Here is a 14,565-nt window from a genome sequence, read left to right as displayed (position 1 = left end):
AGCGATTTCTCCCGTGTGGTCGCGCCTGGTGCGCGACCGAGAGGGACCTGCGGCTCCGGCGACCCCGGTCCGCGTTGACCCGCCACTCCGAGGGACCGCCACCGGAGGCGAACATGGCAACGGAATCCCTGGAACCAGCCGACTACCAGCGGATATTTCGGGTCCTGGAGACCACCGCGGATGCGGCGGGACACCCGTCGTTCTTCGACCGGATCCGGGGAGCGCTCGCTCGTCACCTCGGCTGGAGCGACACCCTGGTCGTGCGAATGCCGGTGGGCGCGATGCCCTTCTCCGCCGTGTTCCAGCACGCCGCGGTGCCCCTTGGCAGGCAGACGTTCCGCGACGACCCAGCGCGGCACCAGGGAACCACCCGAGCCATGATGGGCATCATCGACGCCGGAACGGCGGCGAGGGCGCTCATCTGCGTGCACTTCTCCGGCGACGCCGGTCCCGGCGCGCGCGATCGGGCCATCCTGCACCGGCTCCAGCGCCATCTCGCTCCCTGGCTGGGTGAGCACCTCGCCCGCGTCCAGGCCGGTCAGGAGCCCGCGGAACTGACCAGACGCGAGTACGCGGTGGTGGGCCTGGTCGCTCAGGGCATGGCCAATCGTCAGATCGCGGAACGGCTCAATATCACCGTCGACACCGTCAAGAAGCATCTGACCCATGCCATGGCGAAGACGGGCTGCACCGGGCGGGCCCAACTCGCGTTGTGGTGGCACCGCCGCCACGGGAGCATGGCCCACGCCCTGGCGTAGCAGGCGTGACGAAGGAATCATGTTCGAGAGGCACAGTCGGCCATCGGCCCCTGCGGACCCGACAGGGCCGCCCTCGCCCGCAGACCCACTCGAACCCGCGGACTACAAAGGGATGCTGGGCGTACTGGACGACGTTCTCGGAGCCCACGACACCGAGGAGTTCCGCGAACGGCTTCAACGGGCGCTCTCGAAACACTTCGGCTGGGCCGGCACGGCCACGCTCAGGTGTGACCGAACGGGATCATCGGCGAACGGCGAGGAGACTGCGAACCTCGCGATCGGGGCCCGCCAACAGGCGATCATGGAACTGCTCGGCCGGCACCTGGCCCCGCTGGCCAGAGACCTCGCCGACGCCAGCAGGGCCGTACGGCCTCCGTTGACCCCGCGGGAGGCGCAGGTCACCGAGCTCGTCGCGGCCGGGCTCAGCAACGGCCAGATCGCCGACCTGATGGACATCTCCGTCAGCACCGTGAAGAAGCACGTCACGCGGGTCCTGACCAAGAGCGGCTGCACCAGCCGCATGGAGCTCGCGGTGTTGTGGCTGCGCCTCAACGGCGAGGGTTCGGGGACGGGCGCGACCGGATAGCGGCCCTGGCAACCGACCGATATTCCACCTTCGGACAGTACCATTGGTCGATTTGGTCATGGACACTCGGAACAAGGACCCTGGACTCTGGTCCGGTCGGGAGTCATGGTGACCGCGCAATTCAGGCTGCTGGGATCAGTGGAGATCGCAAACGGCAGGCACACGTTCGCGCTGCCGGCCACCAAGCCGAGCGTCGTGCTGGCGGCACTCCTGCTGCACGCGAACGAGTTCCTCTCCAACGAGCGCCTCATCGAGATCGTGTGGGGCGAGGAGAACCCGCGCGCTCCGCGCAATCCACGTTCCAGCCTCCAGACGTACGTGATGCGGTCACGCCAGACCCTGCACGCCAATGGAGTGCCCGGCAACCCGATCCTGACGCTGCCGAGCGGCTACACCTTGGAGGCGAGCCCGGAGACCTTGGATCTGCTGCGCTTCCGCCAGCTGCTGGAACGCGCCAGACGCGGTGCCGGCGATCTGGAGGAGTCGCTGCGCCTCCAGGAGGCGCTCGCCCTGTGGCGTGGCCCCGCCCTGGCCAACATTCCCTCGGACGTGCTGCACCGGGAAGAGGTCCCGAAGCTGACCGAGGAGTGGCTGGGGGCCTGCGAGCGCCGGATCGACATCGAGCTCTCCCTCGGCCGCCATCGCAGTCTCACCGCCGAGCTGCACGGCCTGACCGCCGCCCACCCGCACCGGGAACGGTACTGGGAGCAGCTGATGGAGGCGCTGTACCGGGCGGGACGCCAGTCCGAGGCCCTGGCCGCGTACCGGAAGATCAAGGGCATCCTGCTGGAGCAGCTCGGCGTGGATCCCGGGCCCGGCCTGCAGCGGATGGAACTGGCCATCCTGAAGGGCGAGCTTCCGGTGTCCGACCCGGCACCCGACAAGGCCGCCGATCCGGCACGGGTGTCGCCGCGCCCGGCGGCACGGTCCCTGGGGCCGTCCTGCCGGCTGCCTCCGCCCGACCGCGGCTTCGTCGGGCACAGCAAGATCGCGTCCCGGATCGCCGACGAGCTGACCCGCGTCGCCGACCAGGAATCGGCCGTGGTGACGGTGATCCGCGGAGCCCCCGGAGTGGGCAAATCGGCCCTGGCACTGCGCGTCGCCTACGATGTCGCGGACCTCTTCCCGGAAGGGCAGTGGTATCTGCGGCTCAGCGACGACAGCGGCCGGCCGCGCCCCCCGCAGGAGCTGCTGGGCGAGTTGCTGGTCTTCGCAGGACTGCGGCGCCCCGCCATCCCCGAGGGGCAGGCCGAGCGGCAGGCCGCCTTCCGAACCGCGCTGGTGGACCGGCGCATCCTCCTGCTGCTCGACGACGCGGTGGACGCCCGGCACGTCGAGCCGCTGCTGCCGGGGAGCGCCGGCATGGCGGTGCTGGTGACGAGCAGGACGAACCTGGCCGAGCTGACGGCCCGGTGGCGGCTGCGCTCGCACCAACTCGACGCGCTGCCGGTGGACGGCTCGCTGGAACTGCTGGCCGGACTGCTGGGCCGGATGACGGTGGACCGGAACCGGGCGGCCGCGGTCACGCTCGCCGAGATCTGCGGCGGCCTGCCGCTGGCGCTGCGGATCGCCGCGGCCAAGTTCACCAGCCGCCCGGGACAGAGCCTCGGGGAGTTCGTGAGCTGGATCGCGGCGGACCCCCTGGGGCGTTTGTCGGTGGGAAGGCGGCCGAGGATCTCGGTGCGCCGGGCGTTCGACCTGTCCTCGGAACGGCTCGGCCCGGAAGCCAGGCGCCTGCTCAACGCCATCGCCGAGGCACGCACCGGGCCGGTCTTCAGCGTCGAGGACGTCGCACGCCTGACCGGTACCCGATCGCGGCACGCCGAGGAGCTCCTGGAGGAACTGTTCGAAGCCGGGCTCCTCCAGGGCCTCGACCTCGACCGGTTCTCCATGCCGCCGCTCCTGCGCTCCTATGCCCGCGAACTGAGGGCCGACGGTGAGACTCCACGCGTCGCCGGCACCACGGTGGCGCGCTAGAGCACGTCTCGAGGTGGCATGTCTCAAGGTGGCGTGTCTCGCGCTCGGTGCCAGATCAGGGAAAGGGATGCGGAACCCGATGGAGGTCCCCCTCCTCCAGATCCGTGCTCCGCCAGCCCGCCCGCCGGAACGCCGTCCGCATGCGCGGCATGTGGAGGGCACGCTGCTTGTGCCAACCGAAGTCGATGGGGAGCAGGCCCGGCACGATCACGCAGACGTTGCGGAGCCCGGCGGCCGCCTGTTCCGGGCAGGTCTGCTCGACCACGATGACGTCGAAACCCGCGCCGATGAGCAGGTCGCGGCAGAAACGCAGGTCGTCGAGGAGATTCAGGGTCTGGGGACGGAACCGCTCCCACTCACGGTAGAGGTCGGTCATCGCCTGGCCGGTCCGCTCGGCGAGGAAGAACCTGGCATGGCGCTCCATCTCCGGCAAGCCGAACAGGGCCGCGTGGTGGGTCAGGTGCGAGACCTTGGCGAAGTCCACCGCCATCCCGGCGAGCTCGTCGCGGAGCCGGTTGACCCGTTCAGGCAGCGAAGGGATGTAGGAGGCGATCTCGCAGAGGGCGGCGCGCACCGCTCCCGCGGGATCGAGGCCGGCGCCCGCGGCGAAGCACAGGGTGCCCAGCCCGCCGTCGCGGCGCCGGGCGACGGCCGTGACGACCGGGACCGGGAGGTCCACCCGGTTGTCGAAGAGCCGGACGTCGTATCCGTGCATCCGCATCCGGTCCATCATGATCCGCGCCGCCGGATCGCCGACGCTCTCGGGGAGGATCTCGGGCAGCCGTGCCTTGCCGTACCAGGCGAGCAGGAAGGCGTCTCGCTCGATCAACTCCAGCATGCCGAACAGGACGGCCTCCTCCACGCATCCGCCGCCGGCACAGCCGTTGGAACATTCGTGGACGAAGTCCCCGTCACCGACGCGCCGCTCCATGTAGTACGAGATGCGTTCCGGGACGAGGACGGGACGCTCGTCCCGGAGCGAGTATCCCCACACCCAAGAGATCGGCCGGTCGGGCGCGAACGCCGTGAAGTCGGGGTCGGAACGGTAGACCTCGTCGTCGTACAGGCCGCATTCGCGGGGGTCCAGCGCGTCGGAGCCCAGCCTGTCGTAGGAGTCGACGACGACATGGTCGAGCCCTCGCCGCTGGCCGCCCGCATAGCGCTCCAGGCCCTCGAACACGCCACAGGCCAGGCTTTCGTCGTATGAGTCCGCGTGCCCGCTCCAGTGCACGTCGAAGAGGCGCTCCGCGATGCGCAGCTTCATCTGGCCGTTGACCGGCGCGGTGGTCGGGCTCGTCACGTCGTAGTGGGCCGACCGCCCCAGCACCCCGCAGATCGGATTGATCAGCGCGTCCAGTGGCAGCGGGACATCAGTGGCCGCGCGCAGATGGTAACTGTCGGGTGCGCGCTTGGCGCGGTCGACGAAGTCGAGCCGGGCGGCCTCGCGGTCACCCGGGCGCGACCGCCCGCACGAGGGGCAGTCCGGGTCCGCCATGAGCCTGAAACGCCGCACCCCGAGGGAGTCCAGCCGCAGCTCGTGAACGAACGGCAGGCGTTCACTCACCGGTGGCCGCGCGGTGGCGAGCCGCGCATACAGGTGCCACATCATCTCCAGCGCGTCGGAGGTGAGATAGGGCGAACCGGCGACGGCGTGGACGGCACGGCCGCTCTCCAGGGCCTCCCGTTCCTCGGTGCTCTGCAATCGCTGCCAGCGTCGCGCAAGGCACTCCGGGCACGGAGATCCGGCTGCGGGCTCCGACGCGGACGGCCCGAACAGCACGGCGCTCTGGGTCAGATGGACCGGATATGACACCGGATATGACCGGGTGTCGGCGCGATTCCGGTCACCGTCGAACACGTCGAACGCGCCGAGCACGGCGACCTGTGGCCTGATCTCCCCACCCGCCAGGGTCACCCGCTCATCGAGGAACCGCTCGACACGCGCCCGGTCCTGTTCGCGAGACGAGATGGCGTCGACGGTCTTCTGGACGTTCCTCGGCACGGTCGCTGTTGCCACGCTCAACCTCTCCTGCATGCGGACGTGAGCCGAGCGGGCCGTACCACGGCGACCCGCTCGGCGGCCTGCTACGCACAGCTTGCGGTGCTGGTACAGCTCGTGGTGCTGCTGCTGGTGCTCGTGCTGCTCGTACTGGAGCCGGTGCTCGTGCTGCAATCGCAGCTCGTCCAGCCGAGGAGGTCTTCGGTGGCCTCGACGTGATCATGGATCTCGAACGTCTCCGCTTCGAGCATCGCCATCCCGGCATGCAGCTCCGACAGCGGCTCGCCGTCCTTCGCGTGCGCCATGCCAGCCACTCCCCTACGCGCAGCTCGCGGTGCTGGTGCAGCTGGTCGTGCTGCTGCTGGTGCTGCAGCTGCTGGTGCTACAGCAGTCCGCCAGCACTTCGGGGGCCTCCTCGTAGTCGAGGATCTCAAAGGTCTCCGCCTCGAGAAGCTCGAGGTCGTTCCGGAGATCGACAAGGTCGGCGCTCATCGCTTCACTCCCTTCCGTGGGTCCGTGAGTGATTTCGTTTCTCGTTTGCCCGCGGTCGTCGGTCGCCGCCAGGTCAGGAGCAGCTGGTGCTGCTACTGCTGCTGCAGCTGCTGCATGTGCTGGTGCAGCTCGTGGTGCCCGCAACCTCCTCGATGGTCTCGACGTAGTCACTGATCTCGAAGGTCTCGGCCTCCAGCAGGCCCAGCTCCGCCTGGAGGACGGTGTGGGTACCGCGGTCCTCGTCGGTGTCGCTCACGGCTTGGCGCTCCTTCCTCTGTCTCAGTGGGTCGAGGTGCCGGATACCGCCTAGTCGCAGCAGCTGGTGCCGCTACTGCTGCTGCAGCTGCTCGTGGTGCTGGTGCAGCTGCAGGTGCCGGCCAGCTCCTCCGCGACGTCGGAGTGGTCGCGGACTTCGAAGGTCTCGGCCTCCAGCAGGCCGAGGTCCTCCAGGAGTAGGGATCTAGTACCGCTGTCGTCGGTCTCGTTCACGGCTGTGCTCCTCGTTGCTCCTCGTTGCTCCTCGTCGCTCCTTGTGTGTTGAGGCGTCCGTGGCACGGTTCGCCGTTATGGCGGGCTAGTCGCAACAGCTGGTGCCGCTGCTGCTGGTGCAACTGCTCGTCGTGCTGGTGCAGCTGGTGGTGCCGGCGAGCTCCTCCACGACGTCGTTGTGGTCGCGGATCTCGAAGGTCTCAGCCTCCAGGAGGCCCAGCTCGTCCTTGAGCACCGAGAGCGTGTGGTCTTGCTTTTCCTGACGCATGAACCGCTCCTTCCCTGAGTTTTCCGGCGTTGTCCGGAAGCATGACACCGGCCACTGTCAGCGCTGGGACGTGGCACTAGCATTTCGCTCTCAACCCGCTGTCAGTTCACTGGAATCGCGATGCGGGGTATCGACCGGATTTGCTGCCGCTGTTCTACTTGGTTTAGCGGCTGACCCCGTAGGAGTTTTACAAGAAAACATTCCTTGGGAAATGGATGGCCGTCGAGAACCGAAGGAGCCTGCCATGGCCGAAACGCTTGCCCGGGCCTCCGGAGCCACCCGCCGTTATGGCGAGGTCGTGGCCGTCGACCAGGTCTCGGTGGACGTCCGCGCGGGAGAGCTGGTCGGCCTGCTGGGGCCCAACGGCGCCGGCAAGAGCACCTTGATCAACATGCTGGTCGGGCTGCGCCGCCCCACCGCCGGCACGGTCGAGCTCTTCGGCGGGGATCCGCGTTCCCCGGCGAACCGCCGTGCCATCGGTGTCACTCCGCAGGAGACGAGCCTGCCCGCGACACTGCGGGTCGCCGAGTGCTACGACTACGTCGCCGCGCACTTCCCGGACCCCGAGGACCGGGACGAACTGCTCGGCCGCCTCGGCCTCGACGGGCTGGAACGGCGCCAGACCGGCGGGCTCTCGGGTGGGCAGAAGCGACGGCTCGCCGTGGCCCTGGCGTTCGCCGGCCGCCCGCGGATGGTGTTCCTGGACGAGCCGACGACCGGGCTGGACGTGGAGGCCCGGCACGCCCTGTGGCAGAGCATCAAGGCGTACCACGCCGGCGGCGGGACGGTGCTGCTCACCAGCCATTACCTGGAGGAGGTCGAGGCGCTGGCCGAGCGGGTCATCGTCATGGGAGACGGCCGGATCCTGACCGACGACACCGTCGAATCGGTGCGGGCCATGGTCGGCGTCCGGCGCGTGAACGTCCAGCTCGACGAGGTCCCGCCCCTGCCCGGGCTCCTCGGCGTGGAGCGCGAGGGTGCGCGCGCCAGCCTGCTCACCGCCGACGCCGACCAGCTCGTCCGCGATCTGGTGGCCACCGGAGTGGCCTTCTCGGATCTGGAGATCAAGACGACGTCTCTGGAAGAGGCGTTCCTGTCCATCACCACCTCGGTCGGCGCCGACTCGGCGGCGGTCTGAGCCTGCAGGAGTCCCGGAGGATCGCCGGGGGAGGAAGGAACCTGCGATGCATCTCGTGGCCACGCACGCGAAGTACCAGTTTCTGGAGACTGCCCGGATCCCCATCGCCGTCATCGGCAACGTGTTCTTCCCCGTGGCGGTGATGGTGTTCTTCGTGGTTCCGTTCACCCGGGACGACCCGGCGGAGGCCACGCAGGCCGCGGCCTCGGTGGTGACGTTCGCCCTCATGATGAGCTTCCTGTTCCAGTACGGGGTGGGCGTCGCCGAGGATCGGGCCCAGCCCTGGGACGCCTACACCCGGACGCTGCCCGCCGGGCCCTGGCCGCGGTTCGCCGGCCGGATCCTCTGCGGGTTCGCCTTCATGGCGATGTCCCTGCTGTCGGTGGTGATCGTCGCCGCGGTGGCCACTCCGGCGACGCTCTCCCCCGGCGAGCTCGCCGCCACCCTCGGTGCCCTGGTCGTCGCGGCGGTGCCCTTCGTCCTGCTGGGCCTGGCGATCGGCTACTCGCTGCCCGGCAAGGCGGCGCTGGCGCTCACCCAGATCGTGTTCTTCCCGCTCGCCTTCGGCGGGGGGCTCCTCGGCCCGCCCGGCGAGGCACCCGAATTCGTGGAGACGGTGGCTCCGTATCTGCCGACCCGGGGCGCCGTGGAGCTGGTCTGGGCCGCGGTCGGGGACTACCGGATCAACCCCACCGCCATGGTCATGCTCGGCGTGTGGATCGCCGCCACCGGTGCCCTGGCGGTCTGGGCCTACCGGCGGGACGAGGGGCGCCGGTTCACCTGAAACGCGTCACCTGAGGCGCGGCGGCCGCTTCCGAGCGGGGCCTGTGACAGCAATTTGACAGCGAACTGCGGGCGGTCCTCAAAGGAGGCCACGACAGTGGAAACAACGACGGTCAATGGAGCAGGTATTGCGGCGGAGTTCTCCAGCAATGGTCTCCAAGATGTGCGTCCCAGACTCCGGCATGATGTCCTCTTCGCCGATACCGGTGACGGCGTCCTTTTCCGTAACAGCGACAACGGATTCATCGTGCATGGGCGCACCGCATACCGTTTCGCCACGATGCTGGCCCCACATCTGACCGGCCGCAACACCGTGGCCGAGCTCACCGGCGGGCTGAACGAGGCGCAGCGCACGATGGTCGTCGACTTCGTGCGAACGCTGCTCGAACGGGGCTTCGCCCGCGACAGCCGTCCGGCCGGCCCGGCCGATCCGGCGGTCCTGCCAGACCGGGTGCTGGAGCGCTTCCAGCCCCAGCTCAACTACGTCGAGCACTATGTGGACGACGCGCAGGGCCGGTTCATCCGGTTCCGCGACGCCGACGTCCTGGTCTTCGGCCGGGGCGGCATCGCGATGGCGGCGGCGTTGAGCCTTCTGCGCAACGGGATGCGCACGGTGCATGTGACGGCGACCGAGGCCGAGGCCGCTGCCCTTCGCGAGGAGGCCACGGCCCTCACGGCTCTGGGGTGCGAGGCCGAGATCCGGCTGCGGACCGGAGACGCCCCGGAACTGGATCCGGCGTCGTACGACCTGGTGATCGCTGCCGTCGAGGGAGCGGGGGCCGCCGATGCCCTGCGGCTCGCCTCGGCGCCTCCGGCCAGGGGAATCGTGCTGCCCGCGACAGTGATCGGAACTCGCCTGACGGTCGGACCGCTTGTACGTCCTGGGACGACTCCCTGCTGGACGTGCTCCTTGCTGCGGCTGGACGACAACCTGGACCCGGCATCGATGGCCGCCCTGTGGCGGGGCATCGGCCTGCCGGGGCTCGGCGCGGGCACGGCGCGCCCGAGCGCCCCGGTCGCCGCGATGTTCGGGACCATGCTCGGGTACGAGGCGTTCCGCACGCTGACCGGCTGCCTCCCTGCGGAGACCGAGGGCGCCGTCATCCTGCAGGACCAGCTGACCCTGGAGACCTCACGCGAGCCGGTCCTTCCACATCCCCGCTGCCCTTCGTGCGGCGACCCGCAGCGGAAGATCATCGAGGACGCGCACACGAGGACGCGGCGGACCACCGCCGAGGAACTGGAGCCTGCCGACCCGGAGGAGGCCGGCGACCCAGATGAGGCCTCCGAGTCCACGGAGCACGCCGAGCCCGCAGGAAGCACCGAGCCCGCGAAGCCCGCGGCGGCGGCCGGAGTGGTGGTCGCCCCCGAACAGCTCCGGGATGAGCTGACGACCATCCTGGAGCTGGTGTCGGAGCACGCCGGGGTGTTCACGGTGTTCGACGACACGTCGATCGACCAGTCCCCCCTGAAGGTCACCCGGCTGAGGGCGGGTTCCACCGCGTCCCCGGGCTCGCCGCCTCGTTCGATCGCCGCCGCCGACCTGCACTACGTGACGCGGGCACGCACCCGCGCGGTGCACGCGGCCGCGCTCGCCTACGTCGGCCGAGCCGGGCCCGGCTCGATTCCCGAGGCCGGGGCGGATGCTCGCCCGGGGCTTGCCTCCGTCTCCTTCGATCGGCTGCTGACCTGGAGCGGCCGTTCCGTCGATGACGATCAGGCCGGGCCCTGGCTGACCGCGAGGTCCCTGCTCGACGGACGGGAGTTCGGGGTTCCCACTGGTGCCGTTCACCCCTTCTCGGCGGCGAACGCGGAGCTGTACGCCGAACCCACCGCGGCCGGTGCGGGGGCCGGGGCGACCGCGGCGGAGGCGATCCGGCAGGGCCTGCTGTCCGCGCTGGCCTACGCGGCGCTCCGCACGGCGGCCGGCGACCCGGCCGTCGCCCGGACGATCACTCTCGACGCGGCGCCGCACGGCTCAGAGATCGACTTCCTGGTGCGCACGACGCGGAACCTGGAACACCCGGCCGAGCTGATCGACCTCGCCCCGGACGGCCCCGCACATCTGGTACTGGCGCGGGCAACCGGTTCCGACCTCGAGCCCGTGCCGTGGTCGGTGGGCGCGGCGCTGTCCCGCGACGAGGCCGTGACGATCGCGCTGCGCGACCTGATCGCGTGCGAGCAGCTGCGACGGGAACTCGGCGAGACGGCCGAGGTGGATTTCGGCGATCCGGTGTTCCCCTCGCTGGACGTGCGGGCGATTCGCAGCCCGGGCCCGGCGTCCGCCCGGCCGGGCTCCACTACGGTGGCCGCGATACTGGACGACCTGCGGGCACGCGATCTCGACGCCCTCGTGGTGCCCACCGCCACCGCGGACCTGGTCCGGCATGGCCACGTCGTCACCGTTCGTGTGCTGATGGCCACGAGCCGGGGTAGCCGGGGATGACAGTGACAGCGGAGCGTCCTGCCCGGCTCACCCTGGAGGAGTCGCGGCAACGGGTGCAGCGCCGTCTCCAGGCCCTCGCCGGCGAGAACGGGCCCGAGATGCACGTGGCCTTCCTGGGAGTCACGGACGCGCTCGCCGAACCCGCCGCTATGCCCGCCGTACCGCCCGGCGCGGACGTGCTGATCCCGGTCCGGCTGCACGACGACAAGGCGATCGTCGGGCCGTACACCAGCAGGAGAGGCACCAAATGGTCGCGCCCCTGCTTCAACTGCCTGGCGCGGCGCTGGCAGGCCATCCGCTCCACCGACGAGCGCGACGTCCTCGAATTCGGTGCCCGGGTGCACGCGGTCGCCCCACCGCCCTTCCTCAACGAGTTCGCGCTCGAATGCGTCCGGCGGGTGGCGGACCTCGTGGCGGCGGGCCGCCCGGCCGACCCCGCGGGCCATCCCCTCGTCTATGAGATCAGTCTCGACACGGCTCAGATCCGGCGTTACCCGTTGCTGGCCGACTCGGACTGCCCGTTGTGCAACGACCGCCCGCCGGACCACCCTGACCGCGTCGTCGAGCCGCTGCGATCGCGGCCCAAGAGCGGCACGGACGCCTTCCGCCTGAAGACGCCCGAGGACTACCGGTTGGCAGTGGAGGCCTACGTCAATCCGGTCTGTGGCGCCCTGGGTCCCCAGGCCCGGCACCGCCTTGAATGCACCACGACCGCTCCGACCATCGGGCACTTCGCCGTTCGCGGCACGGGTTACATGCACGACTCGTTCTGGGGAGGCCACGCCTACAACTACGACGAGAGTGTGCTCCTCGGCATCCTGGAAGGGCTGGAGCGGCATGCCGGGATGCGTCCGCGGCATGTGGCCAGAACCGTCGTCGACACCTACGAGAACCTGGCGGCCGACGCGGTCGACCCGCTGGAGTGCGGCGTCTACACCGACGAGTACTACGAAGGGGACCCGTACCACGTCAGATACACCCCGCGCCTGAGGATCCCGTGGGTGTGGGGCCATTCGCTGCGCGACGACCGGCCCGTGCTCGTGCCCGAGATCCTGGCGTACTACCACGTGGACGATCCGGTCAACAAGTTCGTGCAGGAGTGCTCGAACGGGTGCGCAGTCGGGAGCTGCCGGGAGGAGGCGATCCTCTTCGGCCTGCTCGAACTCCTCGAGCGCGACGCCTACGTCCTCAGCTGGTACGGCAAGGCGCGCCTGCCGGAGATCGACACCCGTTCGATCCCCGACCCGCGATGCCGCATGATGATCGACCGGATCGCCCTGTGCGGTTACGACGTCCGGCTGTTCGACACCCGCGTCGAGTTCTCCGTCCCCGTCGTCACGGCGGTGGGGGTCCGGCGGGACGGGGGTCCGGGAACGCTCTGCGTCGGTGCCGGGACAAGCCTGGATCCCGAGAGCGCCGTCAAGGCCGCCCTGGGCGAGATCGCCAACACGATCCCCGGGTTCGACGTCCATTCGGCGGCGGGAACCGCCGAGTTGCGCGCGATGGCGGCCGACTACCACCGGGTGGTGACCCTGGCGGACCACCCGCGGCTGTTCGGGCTGCCGGAGATGGCCGCGCAGATGGACTTCCTGCTGGACCACCCGGCCCCGCGGCCGATGACGGAGATCTACCGCGGCTGGGCCGCGCGCCGGCCGCGCCATCTGGATCTGCTCGACGACCTGCGCTTCGTGGTCGGCGAGGTGACCTCCGCCGGCTTCGACGTCATCGTGGTCGACCAGACCTCCCCCGAGCAGCACGACGCCGGGGTGCGCGGCGCCTGCGTCATCGCGCCGGGCCTGCTGCCGATCGACTTCGGCTGGGGGCGGCAGCGGGCGCTGCACATGCCCAGGATGCGCGACGCGTTCCGCCGGGCGGGGTGGCGGACCACCGAGCTCGACGAGTCGGAGCTGCATCTCGTGCCGCACCCGTTCCCCTGACCCTGCCTCTGCCCTTGATCCCGGCCAGCGAAATGAGACCTCGATGAGCGTCGTCAACGACTACGTCAACGCGATCGTCCGCCGCCGGCGAGAACCCATGGAGCCGTTCGGATTCGAGCCCGACTGGGCCGACAAGCCACGCAGGCACAAGGTGTACCCCGGTGCCGTGCGCTTCCCGCTGCCGGACGGGCGCTGCGGCGAAGGCGCCGCGCTGGACACCGGACTGCGGCCGGCGCCGGCCGGTGGGCGCTTCACGCTCGACACCCTGGCCGGGATGCTCCGCGACTCGTACGGGCTGCTTGGGCGCAGGCTGGGCGTGCAGGCCAACAACGACGAAGAGATGCTGCCTCGATACCGCAGCGCGGTGTGGTGGCGCGGGACCGCCTCCGGCGGGGGCATGTACCCCGCGGAGATCTACTGGGTGTGCGGGCCCCGGGGGCCGATGGTGCCGGGCGTCTACTACTACTCGACGCCTCACCACGCCATGCAGCGCCTGCTCGCCGGCGATGTGGTGGACCAGGTGCGCGCCACCCTCGGCGACGACGGCGCGGCCGGATCGACCGATCAGTTCCTTCTGGTCAGCCTGAAGTTCTGGAAGAACGCGTTCAAGTACAACAGCTTTTGCTACCACGTGGTCACGATGGACGTGGGAACCCTTCTCGGCACCTGGCAGATGTGGTCCCGGGCCCATGGGCTCGCACTACGGCCGATGCTGCATTTCGACGAACCCGCGCTCAACCGGCTGCTCGCCCTGCAGACCCGCGCGGAGAGCGTGTTCGCGGTCGTACCGCTGCCATGGACCGAGCCGGGTACCCCCGGGAAACCGGACGCGGCACCGGCAAGGCAGGCGAGGGTGACCCTCCAGGAGAACGAGCGGTCCCGCAGAGTGATCCGCTTTCCGCTGGTGGAGGAGGTCCACGCGGAGATCGTGGCCGACCACCGGCCCCGGCCGACCGCCGAAGAGCTGGCGCTGGCAGCCGCCGTGATCCCGCCGTATGGCAACGGCGGCCGCGGTCACGAGAGTGGCCGCGGCCTCGACGGCGACAGCGGGCGACTCGTGCTGCCCCCCGCCGAGCCGCTGAAGGCCACTGTGCCGGCGTCGTTGCGGGCACGGCGCAGCAGCTTCGGCCGCTTCAGCGGGCACCGTCCGCTCACCCAGGCCGAGCTGAGCGCCGTGCTGGCCGCAGGCACCGCGGGTGGACGGCTGGTATCCGACGTCAAGGACGGCGACGGCGGGCCGGCGCTCACCCGCCTGGTGGTGTTCACCAACCACGTAGGCGGCATGCCACGCGGCGGCTACGCCTACGACCCGGCGCGCAACGAACTGGGTGTCGTGTCGCCGGGCGACGCGGCGCAGTTCCTGCAGCACAACTACTTCCTCCCCAACTACAACCTTGAGCAGGCGGCGGCCGCCCTGGTGGTGCTCGCACGGCCCGAGGCGGCGTTGGAGGCAGCCGGTCCTCGCGGCTACCGCTACGTCAACGCCGAGGTCGGTGCGGTCGCGCAGGCGGTCTACACCGCGTGCGCGGCTCTCGGCATCGGCTGCGGTGCCGCGCTCGGATTCGACAACGTCTCGTACGCCGAACGGCTTGGGCTGGAGGGCACCGGCGAATGGCCGCTGCTGCTCCTGATGATCGGCAACGAGCGGCCCGGCGAACCGAACATCGACCACCGGATCGGCTGAGACCGGCA

14 protein-coding genes are annotated in these 14,565 nt (G+C 70.1%); 8 read left to right on the top strand and 6 right to left on the bottom strand.

Translation table 11 applies throughout. The annotated features are described in order from the left end of the window. The first annotated feature begins 113 nt into the window (after nt 1-113). The 3 genes from F8566_RS52745 to F8566_RS46440 all read left to right on the top strand — a co-directional run bounded on the left by F8566_RS52745 (nt 114) and on the right by F8566_RS46440 (nt 3,321). Entirely contained in the window at nt 114-758 is a 645-nt protein-coding gene (locus F8566_RS52745) for a helix-turn-helix transcriptional regulator (protein ID WP_151570285.1), read from the top strand. Nucleotides 759-870: 112 nt separating this feature from the next. Next, nucleotides 871-1,344 (top strand): response regulator transcription factor, encoded by a 474-nt coding sequence (locus F8566_RS46445; RefSeq protein WP_192810241.1) that lies wholly within the window; start codon nt 871-873, stop codon nt 1,342-1,344. Nucleotides 1,345-1,449: 105 nt separating this feature from the next. Beyond that, on the top strand, nt 1,450-3,321 hold the full coding sequence (locus F8566_RS46440; RefSeq protein ID WP_151570281.1) for an AfsR/SARP family transcriptional regulator: 1,872 nt from the start codon (nt 1,450-1,452) through the stop codon (nt 3,319-3,321). A 55-nt stretch (nt 3,322-3,376) separates the two neighbouring features. Here the strand turns inward: F8566_RS46440 and F8566_RS46435 are convergent, their stop codons facing one another. The 6 genes from F8566_RS46435 to F8566_RS46410 form a co-directional block, all read right to left on the bottom strand. Next, nucleotides 3,377-5,338: a TOMM precursor leader peptide-binding protein gene (locus F8566_RS46435; protein ID WP_192810240.1), complete on the bottom strand. Its 1,962-nt coding sequence runs from the start codon at nt 5,336-5,338 to the stop codon at nt 3,377-3,379. Between the two features lie 68 nt (nt 5,339-5,406). Next, complete coding sequence (locus tag F8566_RS46430) at nt 5,407-5,625, bottom strand: hypothetical protein (RefSeq protein WP_192810239.1); 219 nt, start codon at nt 5,623-5,625, stop codon at nt 5,407-5,409. A gap of 13 nt (nt 5,626-5,638) precedes the next feature. Beyond that, nucleotides 5,639-5,812: a thiazolylpeptide-type bacteriocin gene (locus F8566_RS46425; RefSeq protein ID WP_151570277.1), complete on the bottom strand. Its 174-nt coding sequence runs from the start codon at nt 5,810-5,812 to the stop codon at nt 5,639-5,641. A 73-nt stretch (nt 5,813-5,885) separates the two neighbouring features. After that, complete coding sequence (locus F8566_RS46420) at nt 5,886-6,068, bottom strand: thiazolylpeptide-type bacteriocin (RefSeq protein ID WP_151570275.1); 183 nt, start codon at nt 6,066-6,068, stop codon at nt 5,886-5,888. 50 nt (nt 6,069-6,118) lie between these two features. After that, nucleotides 6,119-6,301: a thiazolylpeptide-type bacteriocin gene (locus tag F8566_RS46415; RefSeq protein ID WP_151570273.1), complete on the bottom strand. Its 183-nt coding sequence runs from the start codon at nt 6,299-6,301 to the stop codon at nt 6,119-6,121. Nucleotides 6,302-6,386: 85 nt separating this feature from the next. Continuing rightward, a complete protein-coding gene (locus tag F8566_RS46410) occupies nt 6,387-6,569 on the bottom strand; it encodes a thiazolylpeptide-type bacteriocin (RefSeq protein ID WP_151570271.1) in 183 nt (60 codons plus the stop codon). Between the two features lie 244 nt (nt 6,570-6,813). Here F8566_RS46410 and F8566_RS46405 point away from each other — a divergent pair, with 244 nt between their 5' ends. The 5 genes from F8566_RS46405 (at nt 6,814) to F8566_RS46385 (ending at nt 14,557) form a co-directional block, all read left to right on the top strand. Next, entirely contained in the window at nt 6,814-7,707 is an 894-nt protein-coding gene (locus F8566_RS46405) for an ABC transporter ATP-binding protein (protein WP_151570269.1), read from the top strand. Nucleotides 7,708-7,753: 46 nt separating this feature from the next. Continuing rightward, nucleotides 7,754-8,491, top strand: coding sequence for an ABC transporter permease (locus F8566_RS46400; RefSeq protein WP_151570267.1), 738 nt, complete (start codon nt 7,754-7,756; stop codon nt 8,489-8,491). 162 nt (nt 8,492-8,653) lie between these two features. Beyond that, nucleotides 8,654-10,936 (top strand): TOMM precursor leader peptide-binding protein, encoded by a 2,283-nt coding sequence (locus F8566_RS46395; RefSeq protein WP_192810238.1) that lies wholly within the window; start codon nt 8,654-8,656, stop codon nt 10,934-10,936. Beyond that, complete coding sequence (locus tag F8566_RS46390) at nt 10,933-12,873, top strand: TOMM precursor leader peptide-binding protein (RefSeq protein WP_151570263.1); 1,941 nt, start codon at nt 10,933-10,935, stop codon at nt 12,871-12,873. Before F8566_RS46395 ends, F8566_RS46390 begins: the two co-directional genes overlap by 4 nt. A gap of 43 nt (nt 12,874-12,916) precedes the next feature. Next, on the top strand, nt 12,917-14,557 hold the full coding sequence (locus F8566_RS46385; protein ID WP_151570261.1) for a SagB family peptide dehydrogenase: 1,641 nt from the start codon (nt 12,917-12,919) through the stop codon (nt 14,555-14,557). The last annotated feature ends 8 nt before the right edge of the window (nt 14,558-14,565 follow it).

Origin of the sequence: Actinomadura rudentiformis (genome assembly GCF_008923185.1) — a bacterium.
Taxonomy (GTDB): Bacteria; Actinomycetota; Actinomycetes; order Streptosporangiales; family Streptosporangiaceae; genus Spirillospora; species Spirillospora rudentiformis.
The sequence above is the reverse complement of the archived record's forward strand: the minus strand, read 5'-3'. Positions and strand labels throughout refer to the sequence as shown.

Coding starts and splice junctions, on each gene's coding strand:
- F8566_RS52745 (WP_151570285.1), top strand. CDS start 114: ATGGCAACGGAATCCCTGGAACCAGCCGACTACCAGCGGATATTTCGG.
- F8566_RS46410 (WP_151570271.1), bottom strand. CDS start 6,569: ATGCGTCAGGAAAAGCAAGACCACACGCTCTCGGTGCTCAAGGACGAG.
- F8566_RS46390 (WP_151570263.1), top strand. CDS start 10,933: ATGACAGTGACAGCGGAGCGTCCTGCCCGGCTCACCCTGGAGGAGTCG.
- F8566_RS46445 (WP_192810241.1), top strand. CDS start 871: ATGCTGGGCGTACTGGACGACGTTCTCGGAGCCCACGACACCGAGGAG.
- F8566_RS46425 (WP_151570277.1), bottom strand. CDS start 5,812: ATGAGCGCCGACCTTGTCGATCTCCGGAACGACCTCGAGCTTCTCGAG.
- F8566_RS46405 (WP_151570269.1), top strand. CDS start 6,814: ATGGCCGAAACGCTTGCCCGGGCCTCCGGAGCCACCCGCCGTTATGGC.
- F8566_RS46440 (WP_151570281.1), top strand. CDS start 1,450: ATGGTGACCGCGCAATTCAGGCTGCTGGGATCAGTGGAGATCGCAAAC.
- F8566_RS46430 (WP_192810239.1), bottom strand. CDS start 5,625: ATGGCGCACGCGAAGGACGGCGAGCCGCTGTCGGAGCTGCATGCCGGG.
- F8566_RS46385 (WP_151570261.1), top strand. CDS start 12,917: ATGAGCGTCGTCAACGACTACGTCAACGCGATCGTCCGCCGCCGGCGA.
- F8566_RS46400 (WP_151570267.1), top strand. CDS start 7,754: ATGCATCTCGTGGCCACGCACGCGAAGTACCAGTTTCTGGAGACTGCC.